A 17599-nucleotide genomic window follows, 5' to 3' on the forward strand; every position below is an offset into this window, starting at 1 on the left:
AGAAGACATGAAATACCAGACGCAAAAAGTCGCCATGCTTTACTTCTATGGCGCCATTGGCCTGTTCATTGCGCAGGTCATATTCGGTGTGTTTGCAGCGACAATCTACGTGCTGCCCAACACGCTGTCCGAGCTTTTACCCTTTAACATCGTCCGCATGATCCACACCAACGCCCTTGTTGTCTGGCTGTTGATGGGTTTCATGGGATCGACTTATTACCTGCTGCCGGAAGAGACGGAAACCGAGCTTTACAGCCCGAAACTGGCGATCATCCAGTTCTGGCTGTTCCTCGTCGCCGCCGCTGTTGCCGTGGTCGGTTACCTGTTCCGCATCCATGAAGGGCGCGAGTTCCTGGAACAGCCCTTTGCCATCAAGGTCGGCATTGTCATCGTCGTGCTGATGTTCCTGTTCAACATCACCATGACAGCTTTGAAAGGCCGCAAGACCACCGTCATCAACATCCTGCTATTTGGCCTTTGGGGTTTGGCGATCTTCTTCCTGTTTGCCTTCTACAACCCCGTCAACCTGGCACTCGACAAGATGTACTGGTGGTACGTCATCCATCTCTGGGTCGAAGGTGTGTGGGAACTGATCATGGCCTCGATCCTGGCCTTCCTGATGATCAAGCTTAACGGCATTGACCGTGAAGTGGTTGAGAAGTGGCTCTATGTCATCGTCGGCCTGGCACTGTTCTCAGGCATTCTCGGCACCGGCCACCACTTCTACTGGATCGGCGCTCCCGGATACTGGCAGTGGATCGGTTCACTGTTCTCGACGCTGGAAGTCGCACCGTTCTTCACCATGGTTATCTTTACTTTCGTGATGACCTGGAAGGCCGGACGCAAGCACGACAACCGCGCCGCCCTGTTGTGGTCGATCGGTTGCTCGGTCATGGCATTTTTCGGGGCTGGCGTCTGGGGTTTCCTCAACACGCTGTCATGGGTCAACTACTACACCCACGGCACGCAGATCACCGCCGCGCACGGTCACCTCGCCTTCTTTGGTGCCTATGTGATGCTGAACCTCGCCATGATGGCCTATGCCATGCCGGAAATGCGCAAGCGCGCACCGTATAACCAGATGCTGTCAATGGCCAGCTGCTGGATCATGTGCACCGCCATGTTCCTGATGACCTTTGCCCTGACCTTTGCTGGTGTTGTCCAGGTGCACCTGCAGCGCGTGCTCGGCGACAATTACATGGACGTGCAGGAACAGCTGTCGCTGTTCTACTGGATACGCCTGGCGACGGGCGCTGGAGTTCTCATTTCGGCTCTCATGTTCACCTGGGCAGTCCTGGTGCCCGGCAAGGAACGACGGAGTGACGTCACCCGTGCAGTGCAGCCTGCCGAATGAGAAACGCGCCGGCCCTTAAACCCCAAGGGCCGGCGCTTCCCTTTTTCAGAATCTCATGGAGAGAAAAACATGAACACGATCTTCAGGGACGGACCAAAGACCACCACGGAAATTCCTTTCTACAGCCCGTCCGGCAATGAGTGCCAGCTGTTTGAAAGAGCATGGACCCGGCAACTGCCGCTGCTTCTGAAAGGTCCAACCGGTTGCGGCAAAACCCGCTTTGTCAGCCATATGGCCGCCAAGCTCGGGCTGCCGCTCTCCACCGTCTCATGCCATGACGATCTGGCTGCCGCCGATCTAACCGGCCGTTATCTGCTGAAAGGTGGCGATACGGTCTGGACGGATGGCCCACTAACCAGAGCGGTTCGTCAAGGCGGCGTCTGCTACCTCGACGAAATTGTTGAGGCCCGCAAGGATGTCGCCGTCGTGCTGCACCCTCTGACGGATGACCGGCGTATTCTGCCGCTGGAACGCACCGGCGAAGTGCTGGACGCACCTCCCGGCTTCATGCTGGTAGTGTCCTATAACCCCGGCTACCAGAACCTGCTGAAAAGTCTGAAGCCCAGCACCCGGCAGCGGTTTGTCGCCATTGAATTCGACTTCCTGCCGAAGGACCAGGAAATAGCAGTTGTTTCGAAGGAAAGTGGTCTTGATGAATCTGACATCGAACCGCTGGTCAATCTGGCGCAGCGTCTGCGCACGCTGAAAGGCCATGACCTTGAAGAAGGTGTCTCGACCCGCCTCGTCGTCTATTGCGCAAGCCTGATCGATGCCGGCATGAGCAATCGTGACGCCGTCCGCGCAGCCATGATTGAACCGCTGACCGACGAGCAGGATGTCAAGGCGGCTCTGTTCGAGATCGCGGACGCAATGATCCGCTAAGGCACTTTGCGTCTTCAACGGCGCAAAAAGCCCCCCGACACACTAAAGCTACGTATCGTCATTGCGAAATTCGAAACCGGATTTCGCACCGATGCGGCAAGGATAGTTCGATGCTGGATTTTCTGGAACTGGAAGAAACCGTTGGCCGTGCATGGCATCGCCTGATTGGCGGAACGGCAACATCGCTGCGTTTTCCTGAACATGCCGTCAAACTGGACGATGTGCAAACGGTGCTGGCTGTGTGCTTTCGCGGCTTCGGTGGTGAACGGGCGGTGCAGATCGCGCCGGCCCGTGCCCGCACGTACACCCACCGCTTGCGCTTGCGCCAACGCATGGGACTTGGTGAGGAAAAGTTGGCCCAGCCGGGCCGTGACCACGCCACGTTGATGTTGCCTCCAGTCATCGACCTGTTCCCGGACGAAGGACTTAACCGTGACCTCTATGTCTGGCTTGCAGCGGCGATGGCTTGCCTCCCGCTCGACCAGTTGCCATCAGATGATTTGCTGCTGAACGATCTCACCCGGCTTGATCAGGCATCAAAGTTGGCCGACCATGTCATGGAAGCCTTTCCCGGCATGAAAAATCGCTATCGTCGCCTGTGTGCTGCCATCCTTGCCGTGCGCCAGAAAAGATCACTTCCCAAGGTCGAGCAGCAGGTTGAAAACCGTATTCTGGCGATGCTGGCAAATGGTGCCGAACACCATGCGCCGGTCGCGCCGTTCCAGTTCCCATACAAGGCACCGCCTGGTTATCTGCCGATGCTGCCGGTTCCCCTTTGGCCCGAGGCACTGCTGCGCGAAGCCTCCGAACCGCGCGACAATGAAGACCAGCCCGCCAGCGGTGCTCAGCCCCAAGGTGCACCCACCGCCCGGCAGATTGCGATCAGAGAAAAGGCGGAAAATCGCCAGACCGAACGCAGCCCGTTCATTCTCAACCGGTTCGAAAAGATCCTGGCCATGGCTGAAATGGTCAATGTCGATCGCCCCGGCGACGATAGTGACGATAATGACGCCAGCGCTGCCGATGAGCTCGACGAGATGACGCTTGGCGAACGCAAGGGCAGACCATCCGCCCGCTTCCGTTTCGATCTTGACCTTCCACCGGAAGCACTGGATCGCACCCCGTTGACGGCAGATCTGACCTATCCGGAATGGGATTATCGCAGCGGCACCTATCTACCCAACCATTGCCGCGTGCTTGCCTCGGCGGCCGCCGGTTCGGAAATGCCGCCAGAAGCCGATGAACAAACCAAGAGCTTGATCCGCCGTGTCAAACGACAATTCGAGGTTCTGCGTCCCCGCCATGAAATGCTCAAAGCCCAGATCGACGGAAACGATCTTGATTTGGATGCCGTAGTCCGTGTGCGAAGCGACATGGCTGCCGGCGGTCAAGGCAGTGATCGCATTCACATGATGAGCAGACCGCAGGCTCATGATCTTGCAGTCACCCTTCTTGTCGATGTGTCGTTATCCACTGATGCGTGGTTTGATAACCGCCGCGTCCTGGATGTCGAGAAAGAAGCCCTGCTGGTGTTGGCAAACGGACTGTCCGCCTGCGGCGACAGCCACTCCATTCTGACATTCACCTCCCGTCGTCGCTCATGGGTGCGGGTGGAAACGGTAAAAGATTTTGACGAGCCAATGGGCGACAAGGTGGAGCGACGCATTTCCGCACTGAAACCTGGCTATTACACCCGTATTGGCCCTGCGGTTCGCCATGCGGCTGCGGAGTTGCGCAAGCGCCCTGACAGACGCAAGTTGCTGTTGCTGCTGACCGACGGCAAACCCAACGACGTTGACCACTATGAAGGCCGGTTTGCCATCGAAGATAGCCGCCGGGCCATCACCGAGGCAAGGCGCTCCGGCGTCAACGTGTTTGGTGTGACGGTGGACAGGCAAGCCCAGTCCTACATTCCGGCGATCTTTGGCAAGAATGGCTACGCCGTCGTCAACAGGATTTCCAAACTGCCCTCGGCCTTGCCCGCCATCTATCGCAGCTTGGCCGGTTAACCGCAGCAAATACCACCAAAATAACAGCCCCGCCAAATAGCGGGGCTGTTTTGTTTCAGTCTTCATTACCTTGCAGAATGTCCTCCCGAAGATCTTACAAGCCTTCGCGAGATATGGATCAGGCCGCTTTGCTATGTGTGCGGCCCGATGAATGCAGATAGGCATCGAAACAGGCCGCAACGGCACGAATAATGAAGCGTTGATCCGGTTTGACGCTGACGATGCCATCTCTGATGTCAACGACGCCATCACCTTCCAGCATGGAGAGCTGGCGATTGTCCTCCAGCAACATGGCCGCATCAAAACCATGACCCGCAGCAATCCCCGCCACATCGGCGCGAAAATCGCACATCAACCGTTCAATCAGATCGGCGCGCATCCGGTCTTCGGTGGTCAACCGATATCCCTTGACGGTCGCCAGCTGCCCGCTGGAAATCTGCCGCGCATAAATGCCGGGTGGCACTTCGTTCTGCACATACCCACCAGGCATGCGTCCAATGGCGGAAGCGCCCAGACCGATCAAAGTCTGGCAGGCATCCGTCGTGTAGCCCTGGAAATTGCGATGCAAACGTCCTGACTTTTGTGCAATCACCATGTCGTCACCGGGCAAAGCGTAGTGATCGAGACCGATGCGGGTATAACCTGCCCGCTCGAGAGTGGCGGCAATAGCATCTGCCTGCTCTGCCCGCGCCATGGCATCTGGCAAGACCTTTTCATCAATCAGTTTCTGATGCTGTTTGAAGCTCGGGATATGCGCATAGCCAAACACCGAAAATCGGTCGGGCCGCATTTTGATCGCAGCCTTGGCAGTGGCAATACAGGACGCCACGGTTTGATGTGGCAAGCCGTAGATCAGGTCAAAATTGATACGGGGAACCCGGGCAGCTCTTAGCCTCGTGACGGCGGTCTGCGTTTGTTCTTCGCTTTGGATGCGGTTGATGGCCTTTTGCACGATAGGGTCAAAGCTTTGCACTCCTAGGCTTGCACGCCTGACACCGCCCTCACCCAGCGCAACCGCCATGTCGGGCGTCAAGGTTCTGGGATCGATCTCGACAGCCATCTCGGTTGTCTTGTCAAAAACGAAATTTCTGCCAAGCAATGCAATCAACCGCAGGAACTCCTCCGGCTGCATGATGGTGGGTGTACCACCGCCAAAATGCACATGGCCAACCTTCAGGCGACCAGATGTACGCGCCCGTACCAGATCAATCTCCGCATGAAGGACGTCGAGGTAATCAAGGATTGGTTGATCGCGGCTGGTGATCGTGGTGTGACAGCCGCAATACCAACACATCGATCGGCAGAACGGAATATGCAGATAAAGCGAGACTTTTTCCTCACGTGGAATTTCGGTAATCCAGTCCGAATAGGTTCCGGCCCCTATCGAGGCCGAAAAGGCCGGTGCAGTCGGATAACTGGTGTAACGCGGCAGTCGCGCTTCACCATATTTCTCGATAAGCGGCTGATGCATGGGGGCACTCCTTTACGGTTACAAATGTGCCCGCATCCTGCCCGTGAAGAATGCGCCCTTCTTTGCGGAAAAGCGCATACATGACAATTTTCAGATTTATTTGAGCCGCGTCAACGTTGCCCGCTGTGACAATAGGTAGCTTCCGGGCTGCTCAAGCGGCTGCCGCACGCACGAGCAGTCCTTGTTTTGCGGCGATGGAAAGAGATTATGTCCGAAGCTCAACCCGTTACCAATATTGATGTCAGGGTCATTCCGCCACGTGAACGCCATCCGCAGATTTTTGGTGCTCTTGGCGCATTAACAGCCGGCCAGTCGCTGCAGATCACCAGTGATCATGACCCGCGCCCGCTGCTGTACCAACTGGCCACCAATTTCCCTGGCGAGTTTGGCTGGGAATATCTCGAGCAGGGTCCGGAAGTCTGGCGCCTTGACATCAACCGTATGGAAGGTGAGAGCGAAGGCAGTGACGAAGAACATTCCGGCTGCGATTGTTGCTGTGGATCAAACCATTAAGAGCAATCCGCCTCCATGCTAGACGTCTGCAAAAATCGGCAAAAGCTGTTTCAAAGATAAAAGGTGAACCATGAATGGCAGCATGAAAGAACTGGATCTGCGTCCACTTTTGCGCAGTGGCATCGAACCATTCCCCGCCATCATGGAGACTGTGGCATCGCTGGCTCCGGGTGAAGGTTTGACGATCATGACAACCTTTCGCCCGGTGCCATTGTTCAATGTCATGGCGCGCCGCGGGTTCGATCATCTGGAAAAAGAGCTTGGCAATGGTGAGTGGGAGGTCCAGTTCATTCCGCATAAAAAAAGCGAAGAACTCTCCGTGTCACCAACGCTGGTCCATGATGCCGCAGAACCGGAAGCATGGCCGGATCCCAGCGAATATCTTGATCTCGTCGAACTCGCTCCACCACTGCAAATCAAGCGGCTGACGGAAGCCACAAAGAGCCACCCTCCGGGTTCGGTCATTTTTGCCGTTATGCAGCAGGAACCGGTTTTTCTCTATGCTGACCTGATGTCGAATGGCCATCAATGGGCAGGAAACTTCGACGAAGGCCGCACAGCATTCCGTATGTTCATCAGGATTGGCATGCCGCCGAACTGACAGCGTAATCTCGGCAACAAAGCATACCTCCATCAAAATGCCCCGCCTGTGACAACAAGCGGGGCATTTTCTTTGGTTCATTCTGAAAGATAAAACCGCTGCGAACCGTCAGGCCCGCAGCGGTTTGCGCTCCTGTGTCAGGATCGGCCCGAATTCTATGCAGAACAACAGAAAGCCAATGATCCACAGGGCGCCCGAGCAGGCGTAAAGGTGCATCATGGCATCCGGGAAGGCCTCTGCGGCTGGTCTCAGTACTGCGCTGACAATCAACGCCAGATAGGCGGCAATCGTCATCTTCGTTGCATGGAGTTTGCGACCGGTATGACCAAGGCTGGCGCGGGTCATCACCGCCAGCATCATGCAGGCAACAACGCCGACGGTGAAGATATGCAGCACCGAGCGGGCATCCATCACCTCATAGACACCCAGCGCAATGGCCGTGAAGCCGAGTGGTATGAAGGCATAAGCCACATGCAGAACCACCAGCAATTGCTCTGGCCATGTAGCCCAACCGCGCCACCGCACAAGCCTGACCGCATGCATGAACCCAGCGATGACAGCGACAATGGCCGTTAATTTGCTCTCCGGTGCAAAGGTCCAGCCACCAAGGGCGCCAACCCCCGTTAAAATCGCCGCCGTATCGAAGTTATTATAAGGAACAGGAAAATCGGTGCGGCCAGACTTGTTGATCCAGTTGCGGGTAAAACTAGGAACGATACGTCCACCGACGATCATCACCAGAACCGTATAGGCCGAAACCGCAAGCCGTGTGGCAACGTGGCTGTGATCACCGCTGATCGCCGCATAATGAAAGACGATATTGGCGGCTGAAAGCGCCAGCAGCCCCGCCAGTACCTTCAGGTCTTTCCATTTGCGCCCGGCAATGACCTCTCTTGCGCAAATTGCAAGCAGGGCCGGAAGAAACAGACCATCGATCACCGCAGCTGATGTCATGCCAAACATGCCAGGCACGAGGAACATCAACCGTCCCAAACACCATAACCCGAACAGCAGCACCAGTGGCAACCCGGACACCGGTAAACGGCCTGTCCAGTTCGGCACGGCTGTCAGCAAGAATCCGGCAAGCACCGCCGAGGCAAAACCAAACAGCATTTCATGCGCGTGCCAGTTATGCGCGCCATAATCGCCGCCGATCTGGATGAACCCGCTCAATGCGGAAATCCACAAGACCATGGTGACGATTGCCCAAATGGCCGCCGCCAGAAAGAACGGGCGAAAACCATAGGAAAAAATGACCGGTCCGGTGCGTGACAAACCTCTTGGAACTCCGCCCTTTGGACGGGCATGTCCTTCTTGCCGGATTGTTTCTGTACCACTCATGATATTGCTCCTGGGATTAGCCTTCGTGGTGAATTCTTGACATCTGTCTAACCACCCATGGCCACCCCGTCTTTGCGAACAGGCAAAGACCGCGACACCCCCAGCCAAAATGTCGCAGCCGTCAAAACGGGCTCTTTGTTCCATCTCAAATTGTAATTCGCGAGTTGAGCTAAAAACGATCCCGACAGGGCCAAGCAAGGCTTGTCCTATCTGAGAAGGAGAAACCCGATGACTGACAACTTCAACATCACACGCCGGAACATACTGGCTAGTGCGGCTTTTGCTGGTGCGATGGCACCTGTCATCGGCGCAGCAACCGCGCATGCAGCAGGCGAAACAAAGGCAGCTGAGAAGGCTTTGACACCCGCCGAGATTGCAGCACTACCTCGCGTTAAAGTGGAATTGTCGAAACCACCTTTCGTGCATGAACACACCCAGAAAGCTGTCGGCGGACCAAAAATTGTCGAGTTCACACTGACCATCGAAGAAAAGAAGATGGTGCTGGACGACAAGGGCACTGAAGTTCACGCCATGACGTTCAATGGCTCGGTTCCCGGCCCGCTGATGGTCGTTCACCAGAATGACTATGTTGAATTGACGCTCATTAACCCTGACACCAACGAACTTCAGCACAACATCGACTTCCACTCGGCGACAGGCGCCCTGGGTGGCGGCGGCCTGACAATCGTCAACCCCGGTGAGAAGGCAATCCTGCGCTTCAAGGCCACCAAGGCTGGCGTATTTGTCTACCACTGCGCACCTCCCGGCATGGTGCCTTGGCACGTTACCTCGGGCATGAATGGCGCCATCATGGTTCTACCACGCGACGGCCTGACGGATGGTCACGGTAGGGAACTGGCCTATGACCGCGTCTACTATGTCGGTGAGCAGGACTTCTACGTGCCCCGCGATGAGAAGGGTGCCTTCAAGAAGTATGACAGTGCTGGCGATGCCATGGTCGACACGCTGGAAGTCATGCGCACGCTGACCCCAAGCCATATCGTCTTCAACGGCGCAGTCGGTGCTCTGACAGGCGACAACGCGCTAAAGGCAGCAGTTGGCGAAAAAGTGCTGATTGTCCACTCGCAGGCCAACCGTGATACCCGTCCACACTTGATCGGTGGCCACGGCGATTATGTCTGGGCAACCGGCAAATTCCGCAACATTCCAGATGTCGATCAGGAAACCTGGTTCATTCCAGGCGGCACGGCAGGTGCAGCATTCTATACCTTCGAGCAGCCAGGCATTTACGCCTATGTGAACCACAACCTCATCGAAGCCTTCGAACTGGGCGCGGCCGCTCACTTCAAGGTCACTGGTGACTGGAACGACGACCTGATGACTGCGGTTCTCGCACCATCGAACATCTAACATGACCAACAGCCAAGGGACCGGAAACAGCCCGGCCCCTTGGCCCACCTCGTGCGTGTACGGAATACAAGCTGAACATATTCACGACTGATGGCGCAAGGAGATTGCTATGACCGCGCTTCGTCTAAAACCTGTCTCGCCAACACTCTCGATAGCGCTGCCGCTGTCAATTATCGCAGCGCTGACCGCGACAGCAGCTTTCCAAGCGGGTATCATCGGTTCAGACAGTACACCTGTTGCAAGCGTTGACGCACCACAGACCATTGTCATTCCAACGGGCACATTCAGCTATCGTGAAGACGGAGAATATTTCAAAAACGGTTATGCCGTTGACGCGCCAATGCGAACAATGACCATGAACCGTGCACTGACAATTATGAAATATCAGGTCTCGGGCAGCGATTATAACCGTTGCGTAACGGATGGTGCCTGTGCTGCACCAGAGCCTGGTTTTACCGTCGCACTTGATGTGAGAACACCGGCAACTGGCATCAGCCACGACGATGCAAAAGCCTATGCCGCATGGCTGAGCGCTCGCACCGGCGAGGTCTGGACCTTGCCAAGTGATGCGCAACTGGCTTTCGCCGCCGGCTCGATCTTTCCTGATGAAAAACTGGATGTCGATACGGATTCGACCAACCCTGCCGCACGCTGGCTGGCAGACTACGAGCGACAGACCAGCCGTAAAGCCTCTCGCAATCCGGTTCCGCAATCATACGGCACGTTCGGCGAGAATGAGCATGGCCTGTCGGATTTTGGTGGCAACATATGGGAATGGACGGCGACCTGCAGTCGCCGTGTCAATCTGGATCCCAACGGCAATGTAACGAGCGCCGTCTCTTCATGTGGGATACCTGTTGCTTCGGGTAAACACCGTGCAGCGCTTAGCGGTTTTGTACGCAATCCGAAGGGCGGCGGCTGTGCAGTGGGCGTACCTCCGGATAATCTCGGCTTTCGGCTGGTCAAGGACACACGTTGGTATGCACCACTTGCAGCAAGGCTGCGCAACCATGGTTGGTCGGTTTAAGAACCCCGACAACCTTTCCACGACCCTCGACACGTGCTAAAGACAGCGACGAAACAACACGGAAATTTTTAACGAGACTAATCCTGCCGTCACCGCTCGATCAGAAGCGTCGACTACCGCAGACAAGCGGAAACAGGGTGTCTGGAGAGGACATCTGGTGAAGATTGACCGCAGCGTCATCCGGGCTTTGCCTTTGTTCAGTAAAATGTTGGACGAGGACCTCGACAAGCTTCTGTCCCATGCCAATTCCCGGCTTGTGCCACCCGGCGAAGCGATCTTTGAGCAGGGACAGGCCGCATCCCATTTTTTCTTGCTGATTCATGGCCGGTTGAAGGTCACCCAGGTCACGCAGGATGGCCAGCAGATCATTGTGCGCGTTGTGCATCCAGGCGATCTCTTCGGTTTTGCCAAGGCTCTTCAAAGAACCGATTACCCCGGCACGGCGACCACCGCTGCTGAAAGCGTTATTCTGTCCTGGCAGACAGACCTCTGGCCACAATTTGTTGAGCAAAACCCTTATCTGGCAGTGTCTGCCATGCAGACCATCGGCCAGCGGCTGGAAGAAGCCCATACTCGTATTCGCGAAATGTCCACGCAGGAAGTGGAGCGCCGCGTTGCCCACGCCGTGCTTCGTCTGTCACAACAGGCCGGGCGCAAGGAAAGCGAAGGCATTCGGATCGATTTCCCGATATCCCGACAGGATATTGCCGAGATGACCGGAACGACACTGCATACGGTGTCGCGCATTCTTAGCAGCTGGGAATCCAAGGGTCTCGTGCAGGGAGGCCGTCAGAAACTTCTGGTCTGCAACATGCCGGGTCTGATGCAGCTTGCCGATGGCGCGCGCGAGTAACACCATCGACAAATGTAAAGAGGCATTTGGGGAGGAGCGCAGGCTCCTCCTGTTGTTTTCACACAGCAGCATCCCAGACCGGTGCGAGGCCATCCGGGGACACGATACGGCCGTCTGCTTTGGAAAGCGCGTGAATGGCCGCCATTTCCTCTGAAGACAGGGCAAAGTCAAAAATCGCCGCGTTCTCGGCGAGACGAGCTTCAGTCACCGTCTTGGAAAGCGCAATGACGCCGTCCTGTTGGACGAGCCAACGCAATACGACCTGCGCAACCGACTTGCCGTGGCTGGCAGCAATATCTTTCAGAACTGGGTCTGCAAGCACCTTGCCATCCGCCATGGCAAAATAGCTGGTAATCGACATGCCGGACTTTTTGGCTTCGGCGATCACGACATCCTGATTGAGATACGGATGATACTCGATCTGGTTGGTCACGATCGGCGCCTTTGAAAGTGAAACGGACTGCGCCATCAAAGCCGTGTTGAAGTTGGAAACGCCGATATGACGCACCTTGCCGGCTTCCTTGACCTCATTCAACGCACCGATCTGCTCAGCCAATGGAACCGCGTCGTTTGGCCAATGGAGAAGTAACAAGTCGACATAGTCGGTTTTCAGCTTTTTCAGGCTTTCATCGACAGAAGCGATAAAGGCGTCGTGTTTGTATTTGTCGACCCAGACTTTTGTGGTCAGGAAGATGTCGCCACGCGCAATGTCGGAACCGGCGACGGCCTCGCCAACTTCCGCTTCATTGCCATAAATCTGCGCAGTGTCGATATGGCGGAATCCGGTCTTCAGCGCCTTCGGCACAATCCTGAGGACATCACTGCCGGGGACACGAAACGTACCAAAGCCGAGCGCGGGAATGGTCGCCCCATTTGCGGTAACAGTGTGCATTGGCTTACTCCTTGATAAATCCGCAGCGATTTTCGCCGGGAATGATTGGACTTGAGAACCGACCAGACATCAAGTGTCGGTTCGGCAAGCCCGGCCGCAAATCGGCCGGGCTGATAACGGTCAGGCAATGTTCAACGCCGATGACGCGGCACGACGGTCGAGCGCACCACTCCAAATTGTCAGAAGCAGGGCAACGGCAACAAGAATGGCACCAACCCAAGGCGTAGCGACAAGACCGAGCGGCGATTCCACAACTAAACCGCCCAGCCACGCGCCGATGGCGATGCCGAGGTTAAAGGCAGCAATATTGAGTGCAGAGGCGACATCAACGGCTCCCGGCCGATGCTCTTTGGCCAACTGCACGACATAGAGCTGCAAACCTGGCACGTTTGCAAAGGACAGGAAACCGAGTGCAGCCAACGTCACCAATGTCAGAACAGGTGACACAGCGGTAAAGGAAAACACCAGCAGCACGATTGCCTGCGCCAGGAACAGACCGACAAGCGCTCTGACCGGATTGTGATTGGCGATCCTGCCGCCACCAATATTACCAGCAGCAATAGCGATACCGTAGAGTACGAGGATAAGACTGACGCTGGATGCGGAGAAGCCGGTCACTTGCTGCAGGATTGGCGCGAGAAAGGTGAAGGCGACAAACGTGCCGCCATATCCGAAAGTGGTCATGGCAAATACGATCAGCAGGCGACCTGAACCGAGAACGCGGACCTGATCAACCAGACGTGCAGGCGCTGCCTTTTTGAGCGTATTTGGCAGAAGTGTTGCAATTGCCAGAAAAGCAATGACACCGAGCATCGAGACCGCCCAGAAGGTAGCGCGCCAGCCGAAAACCTGACCAATATATGTACCAAGTGGAACACCGGTGACGATGGCAACCGTCAGGCCCATGAACATCATGGCAATTGCTGAAGCACGACGGTTCTCCGGCACGAGATCTGCAGCGATGGTCGCACCGACCGAGAAGAAAACGCCATGCGCAAAAGCGGCCAGTACACGTGCCACAAGAAGGAACTCATAACCGGATGACAATGCCGCCAGCCCGTTACCAACAATAAACAGCGCCATAAGGCCAAGCAGCAGCGGCTTTCTTTCTATCCTGCCAGTCAACGCCGTCAGGACCGGCGCACCAAAGGTCACGCCAAGCGCATAAACGCTGACGATAAGACCAGCGAGCGGCAATGAGATGTTGAGATCCGTCGCAACAGTCGGCAACAATCCGACAATTACGAACTCGGTGGTACCGATCGCATAGGCGGCGATCGTCAAAGCAAATATAGCCAAAGGCATGGTGACTTCCTCTTTACCCTCGAAATCTATCGGGGCGCTGACGACAACTCTGCTGGTCGTCTGACTGATTGATGCACCCTATATGGGGGAAGACGACTTGCCTGATAATCTGCAATAATGGATAAATACCTTTGAATTGAATTCACAAGGTAGCACGTATGGACAATCGTACCGGCGAAATGGAGGTCTTCGTTGCGGCCGCTGAACTGGGAAGTTTTTCTGCCGCCGGACGCAAACTAAAGCTCTCACCTTCTGCCGTCAGCAAACTCGTAACCCGTATTGAGGACCGTCTGGGGACACGTCTGCTGTTACGCTCAACTCGCCTCGTCACCATGACCCCAGAAGGCGAAATTTATCTGACCAGAGCAAAACGCATTTTGGCTGACATCCAAGAGACCGAACAGATCATCACCAGCGGCGGCAAAGTGGTTCCCCGCGGACTTCTGCGTGTGAATGCGACACTCGCTTTCGGTGAACGTTATCTGCTGCCACTCGCACCAAAATTCCTTGACCTATACCCAGAAGTTCAACTCGATATTTCACTGACAGACGGCATTATCGGCCTTATTGAGGAACGAACGGATATCGCGATCCGCTCGGGCGCCCTGCAGGATTCCTCCCTGAGGGCCCGCAAACTGCTTGAAGTGCCACGGGTCATCGTCGCGTCGCCGACCTATATCGACAAACATGGTATGCCTAAAACGCCGCAAGACCTCGCACACCACAACTGCTTCAGTTTCAATTTCAGCCGAAGTCTGAACGAATGGCCGTTCAGAAATCCTGGATCTGACGACGTCTACCGTCTTGCCGTCTCCGGCAATGCGGCTGTCAACAGCGGGTTGGCGATGCGGCGATTGTGCCTTGAGGGTTTAGGCTTGGGGCGTGTTGGCGGTTTTCATGTGGAGGAAGATATTGAAGCGGGCAGACTTGTGTCTGTTCTGGACGATTATAACCCAGGCGATGTCGAGGTTATCTGGTGTGTCTATGGTGGTTCGGGACCATTGTCTGGCCGGGTACGCGCCTATTTGGATTTTCTGAGCGAGCATGTTGTGCGAGCGTGGCCTTGATTTTCTGGTGGGACGTCTACCATTGGTTATTGAGCGTTTTGTCGCCGGCGGTTTTTCGTGGCTTTGACTTTCGCATTGGGCAGCTTTGGTGTGCCTTGGTCGTTGTGCTTTGAGCAGGGTTATTTTCGCGGGCGCGTAGGTGCCGGCAATGGTCTGCGGTTTCTTTTAGCTTTGAGATTTTGATTTTTTGGGGGATGTTTTGGTGATTTGGTTGCGGGGCAGGATTTAGGATTTTTCTGTCCCGTTGCGTCGGCTGTGCCTCCTTGCGGGCCCCTGAGGAGGCGTTAACTCCTCGACGCGTTAGCAACAAAAAAGCCCGCTTGCTGCGGGCTTGTTTTATTGGTTGCGGGGGCAGGATTTGAACCTGCGGCCTTCAGGTTATGAGCCTGACGAGCTACCGGGCTGCTCCACCCCGCGTTACCAGGTTTTTGCCAAAGGCAAAATACCCCTCGGCAAACTGTAAAACAGTTTGTCCGTACTCGGTAAACTGCATGGCAGTTTGTCCGAACCAGCGCAAATCCAGAGGATTTGTCGCGACGACGTCGATCGCTCTAGCGATTGACGGATCTGTGCCGAGCAAATTGCGTTGCAATTTGTCTCGCGTTTCCTGAACTTGCCAGTTTTCCCGATCTATCAGCCCTCAAAGAGTTAGCTTTTCGGAATGCGGGACGGCATGAGTCCAAGAATTGGCCTTAAACGCAAAAGGCCGCTTTGATAGCGGCCTCGTGTTGGGCATCGAGGCCCTTTTTGTGATGAGAAGATGTTTTGTAAGCTTTGAGTTGCGTTTAGCAGACCTGGCAGCGACCTACTCTCCCGCGTCTTAAGACGAAGTACCATTGGCGCTGGGGCGTTTCACGGCCGTGTTCGGAATGGGAACGGGTGCAGCCGCCCCGCAATAACCACCAGGTCGGCAAAACGCAACAACTTACGTTGTTTTCGAGAAGCTGGAGAGCTTGAAGCTCACTTTAATTTAACACGTCTTGATGGACATGAACAATGAGAACGAAGAAGTCGATCGAGCTATTAGTAACGGTAAGCTTCATACATTACTGTACTTCCACACCCGTCCTATCAACGTGGTCGTCTTCCACGGCTCTGATAGGGAATACTCGTTTTCAGGTTGGTTTCCCGCTTAGATGCCTTCAGCGGTTATCCATTCCGTATATAGCTACTCTGCTATGCCCTTGGCAGGACAACAGATCCACCAGAGATACGTCCATCCCGGTCCTCTCGTACTAGGGACAGATCCTGTCAATATTCCTACACCCACGGCAGATAGGGACCGAACTGTCTCACGACGTTCTGAACCCAACTCACGTACCGCTTTAAATGGCGAACAGCCATACCCTTGGGACCTGCTCCAGCCCCAGGATGCGATGAGTCGACATCGAGGTGCCAAACAACCCCGTCGATATGGACTCTTGGGGGTCATCAGCCTGTTATCCCCGGCGTACCTTTTATCCGTTGAGCGATGGCCCTTCCACACGGGACCACCGGATCACTATGACCGACTTTCGTCTCTGCTCGACTTGTCAGTCTCGCAGTCAGGCTAGCTTATGCCATTGCACTCGACGACCGATTTCCGACCGGTCTGAGCTAACCATCGCGCGCCTCCGTTACTCTTTCGGAGGCGACCGCCCCAGTCAAACTACCCACCATACACTGTCCCGGATCCGGATAACGGACCGCGGTTAGACATCCACGAAGATAAGGGTGGTATTTCAAGGATGGCTCCACAAGAACTGGCGTCCCTGCTTCAAAGCCTACCACCTATCCTACACATGCCTTGGCGAATGCCAGTGTAAAGCTATAGTAAAGGTGCACGGGGTCTTTCCGTCTGACCGCAGGAACCCCGCATCTTCACGGGGAATTCAATTTCACTGAGTCTATGTTGGAGACAGCGGGGAAGTCGTTACGCCATTCGTGCAGGTCGGAACTTACCCGACAAGGAATTTCGCTACCTTAGGACCGTTATAGTTACGGCCGCCGTTTACTGGGGCTTCAGTTCAGAGCTTGCACCCCTCCCTTTAACCTTCCAGCACCGGGCAGGCGTCAGACCCTATACGTCGTATTGCTACTTCGCAGAGCCCTGTGTTTTTGATAAACAGTCGCTACCCCCTGGTCTGTGCCACCCCACTATACTTGCGTACAATGGGGTCACGCTTCTTCCGAAGTTACGCGTGCAATTTGCCGAGTTCCTTCAACATAGTTCTCTCAAGCGCCTTGGTATACTCTACCTGACCACCTGTGTCGGTTTCGGGTACGGTCTATACGGTGGAGCTATTTCCTGGAACCTCTTCGCTGCACAACCAATCCAATAAGGGTGTACAACACACGAGATCCGTCACTACCACCAGGCCCACGAATATTAACGTGGTTCCCATCGACTACGCGTGTCCGCCTCGTCTTAGGGGCCGGCTAACCCTGCTCAGATTAACTTTAAGCAGGAACCCTTGGTCTTTCGGCGAGGGAGTCTCTCACTCCCTTTATCGTTACTCATGTCAACATTCGCACTTCCGATATCTCCAGCAGCCCTCACGGGTCCGCCTTCACAGACTTACGGAACGCTCCGCTACCACACGATCATAAGATCGTATCCTCAGCTTCGGTGCATGGCTTTAGCCCCGTTACATTTTCGGCGCAAAGACCCTTATTTAGACCAGTGAGCTGTTACGCTTTCTTTAAATGATGGCTGCTTCTAAGCCAACATCCTGGTTGTTTTGGGATCCTCACATCCTTTCCCACTTAGCCATGACTTGGGGACCTTAGCTGGAGGTCAGGGTTGTTGCCCTCTTCACGACGGACGTTAGCACCCGCCGTGTGTCTGCCGACTAGTACTCCTCGGTATTCGGAGTTTGGTTAGGATCAGTAAGACGGTGAGTCCCCATAGCCCATCCAGTGCTCTACCCCCGA

Annotated in this window: 13 protein-coding genes, 1 tRNA gene and 2 rRNA genes (1 of these 16 only partly in view); 9 read left to right on the forward strand and 7 right to left on the reverse strand. The window is 55.3% G+C overall.

From position 1 onward, the window contains the following. Positions 1–7: 7 nt before the first annotated feature. From ACZ5FM_RS13925 to ACZ5FM_RS13935, 3 genes are all read left to right on the forward strand, one after another. A complete protein-coding gene (locus ACZ5FM_RS13925) occupies positions 8–1354 on the forward strand; it encodes a cbb3-type cytochrome c oxidase subunit I (RefSeq protein WP_259141992.1) in 1347 nt (448 codons plus the stop codon). 69 nt (positions 1355–1423) lie between these two features. Then, the gene (locus ACZ5FM_RS13930; protein WP_250982359.1) at positions 1424–2236 is read left to right on the forward strand and encodes a CbbQ/NirQ/NorQ/GpvN family protein; all 813 of its coding nucleotides are present in this window, start codon (positions 1424–1426) and stop codon (positions 2234–2236) included. A 110-nt stretch (positions 2237–2346) separates the two neighbouring features. Continuing rightward, positions 2347–4245 (forward strand): nitric oxide reductase activation protein NorD, encoded by a 1899-nt coding sequence (locus tag ACZ5FM_RS13935; protein WP_464038983.1) that lies wholly within the window; start codon positions 2347–2349, stop codon positions 4243–4245. Between the two features lie 118 nt (positions 4246–4363). On the opposite strand, the gene hemN is transcribed toward ACZ5FM_RS13935, so the two are convergent. Further along, positions 4364–5716, reverse strand: coding sequence for an oxygen-independent coproporphyrinogen III oxidase (gene hemN, locus ACZ5FM_RS13940; RefSeq protein WP_464038984.1), 1353 nt, complete (start codon positions 5714–5716; stop codon positions 4364–4366). Between the two features lie 207 nt (positions 5717–5923). Between hemN and ACZ5FM_RS13945 the strand changes: the two genes are divergently transcribed. Both ACZ5FM_RS13945 and ACZ5FM_RS13950 read left to right on the forward strand, forming a co-directional pair. Next, positions 5924–6229 carry a DUF2249 domain-containing protein gene (locus ACZ5FM_RS13945; protein ID WP_312945883.1) on the forward strand — a complete coding sequence of 102 codons (306 nt, stop codon included), beginning with the start codon at positions 5924–5926 and terminating at the stop codon, positions 6227–6229. Positions 6230–6299: 70 nt separating this feature from the next. Next, on the forward strand, positions 6300–6830 hold the full coding sequence (locus tag ACZ5FM_RS13950; protein ID WP_259141965.1) for a DUF2249 domain-containing protein: 531 nt from the start codon (positions 6300–6302) through the stop codon (positions 6828–6830). A 108-nt stretch (positions 6831–6938) separates the two neighbouring features. On the opposite strand, the gene ACZ5FM_RS13955 is transcribed toward ACZ5FM_RS13950, so the two are convergent. Further along, complete coding sequence (locus tag ACZ5FM_RS13955) at positions 6939–8171, reverse strand: NnrS family protein (RefSeq protein ID WP_464038985.1); 1233 nt, start codon at positions 8169–8171, stop codon at positions 6939–6941. Between the two features lie 228 nt (positions 8172–8399). Here ACZ5FM_RS13955 and nirK point away from each other — a divergent pair, with 228 nt between their 5' ends. From nirK to ACZ5FM_RS13970, 3 genes are all read left to right on the forward strand, one after another. Next, positions 8400–9542: a copper-containing nitrite reductase gene (nirK, locus tag ACZ5FM_RS13960; RefSeq protein WP_464038986.1), complete on the forward strand. Its 1143-nt coding sequence runs from the start codon at positions 8400–8402 to the stop codon at positions 9540–9542. 109 nt (positions 9543–9651) lie between these two features. Then, positions 9652–10569, forward strand: a complete 918-nt coding sequence (locus tag ACZ5FM_RS13965; protein ID WP_464038987.1) for an SUMF1/EgtB/PvdO family nonheme iron enzyme — start codon at positions 9652–9654, stop codon at positions 10567–10569. Positions 10570–10726: 157 nt separating this feature from the next. Further along, positions 10727–11422 carry a Crp/Fnr family transcriptional regulator gene (locus ACZ5FM_RS13970; RefSeq protein WP_192487911.1) on the forward strand — a complete coding sequence of 232 codons (696 nt, stop codon included), beginning with the start codon at positions 10727–10729 and terminating at the stop codon, positions 11420–11422. 58 nt (positions 11423–11480) lie between these two features. Here the strand turns inward: ACZ5FM_RS13970 and ACZ5FM_RS13975 are convergent, their stop codons facing one another. Both ACZ5FM_RS13975 and ACZ5FM_RS13980 read right to left on the reverse strand, forming a co-directional pair. Continuing rightward, the gene (locus ACZ5FM_RS13975) at positions 11481–12314 is read right to left on the reverse strand and encodes an aldo/keto reductase (protein WP_464038988.1); all 834 of its coding nucleotides are present in this window, start codon (positions 12312–12314) and stop codon (positions 11481–11483) included. Between the two features lie 120 nt (positions 12315–12434). Then, positions 12435–13619, reverse strand: coding sequence for an MFS transporter (locus tag ACZ5FM_RS13980; protein WP_464038989.1), 1185 nt, complete (start codon positions 13617–13619; stop codon positions 12435–12437). Between the two features lie 158 nt (positions 13620–13777). On the opposite strand from ACZ5FM_RS13980, the gene ACZ5FM_RS13985 reads away from it, so the two are divergent. Continuing rightward, entirely contained in the window at positions 13778–14686 is a 909-nt protein-coding gene (locus ACZ5FM_RS13985) for a LysR family transcriptional regulator (RefSeq protein WP_464038990.1), read from the forward strand. A gap of 340 nt (positions 14687–15026) precedes the next feature. Here ACZ5FM_RS13985 and ACZ5FM_RS13990 read toward each other — a convergent pair. From ACZ5FM_RS13990 to ACZ5FM_RS14000, 3 genes are all read right to left on the reverse strand, one after another. Beyond that, positions 15027–15103: transfer RNA gene (locus tag ACZ5FM_RS13990), tRNA-Met, on the reverse strand. A gap of 375 nt (positions 15104–15478) precedes the next feature. Next, positions 15479–15593: ribosomal RNA gene (gene rrf, locus ACZ5FM_RS13995) — 5S ribosomal RNA — on the reverse strand. A gap of 95 nt (positions 15594–15688) precedes the next feature. Next, positions 15689–17599, reverse strand: a 23S ribosomal RNA gene (locus tag ACZ5FM_RS14000) (it continues 890 nt past the right edge of the window).

Source organism: Agrobacterium sp. 5Ca50, assembly GCF_055381905.1.

Excerpts from the sequence above, each read along its gene's own strand:
- ACZ5FM_RS13950 (WP_259141965.1), top strand. The coding sequence starts at position 6,300 with ATGAATGGCAGCATGAAAGAACTGGATCTGCGTCCACTTTTGCGCAGT.
- ACZ5FM_RS13925 (WP_259141992.1), top strand. The coding sequence starts at position 8 with ATGAAATACCAGACGCAAAAAGTCGCCATGCTTTACTTCTATGGCGCC.
- ACZ5FM_RS13985 (WP_464038990.1), top strand. The coding sequence starts at position 13,778 with ATGGACAATCGTACCGGCGAAATGGAGGTCTTCGTTGCGGCCGCTGAA.
- hemN (WP_464038984.1), bottom strand. The coding sequence starts at position 5,716 with ATGCATCAGCCGCTTATCGAGAAATATGGTGAAGCGCGACTGCCGCGT.
- ACZ5FM_RS13945 (WP_312945883.1), top strand. The coding sequence starts at position 5,924 with ATGTCCGAAGCTCAACCCGTTACCAATATTGATGTCAGGGTCATTCCG.
- ACZ5FM_RS13935 (WP_464038983.1), top strand. The coding sequence starts at position 2,347 with ATGCTGGATTTTCTGGAACTGGAAGAAACCGTTGGCCGTGCATGGCAT.
- ACZ5FM_RS13975 (WP_464038988.1), bottom strand. The coding sequence starts at position 12,314 with ATGCACACTGTTACCGCAAATGGGGCGACCATTCCCGCGCTCGGCTTT.
- ACZ5FM_RS13965 (WP_464038987.1), top strand. The coding sequence starts at position 9,652 with ATGACCGCGCTTCGTCTAAAACCTGTCTCGCCAACACTCTCGATAGCG.
- ACZ5FM_RS13955 (WP_464038985.1), bottom strand. The coding sequence starts at position 8,171 with ATGAGTGGTACAGAAACAATCCGGCAAGAAGGACATGCCCGTCCAAAG.
- ACZ5FM_RS13980 (WP_464038989.1), bottom strand. The coding sequence starts at position 13,619 with ATGCCTTTGGCTATATTTGCTTTGACGATCGCCGCCTATGCGATCGGT.
- ACZ5FM_RS13930 (WP_250982359.1), top strand. The coding sequence starts at position 1,424 with ATGAACACGATCTTCAGGGACGGACCAAAGACCACCACGGAAATTCCT.
- nirK (WP_464038986.1), top strand. The coding sequence starts at position 8,400 with ATGACTGACAACTTCAACATCACACGCCGGAACATACTGGCTAGTGCG.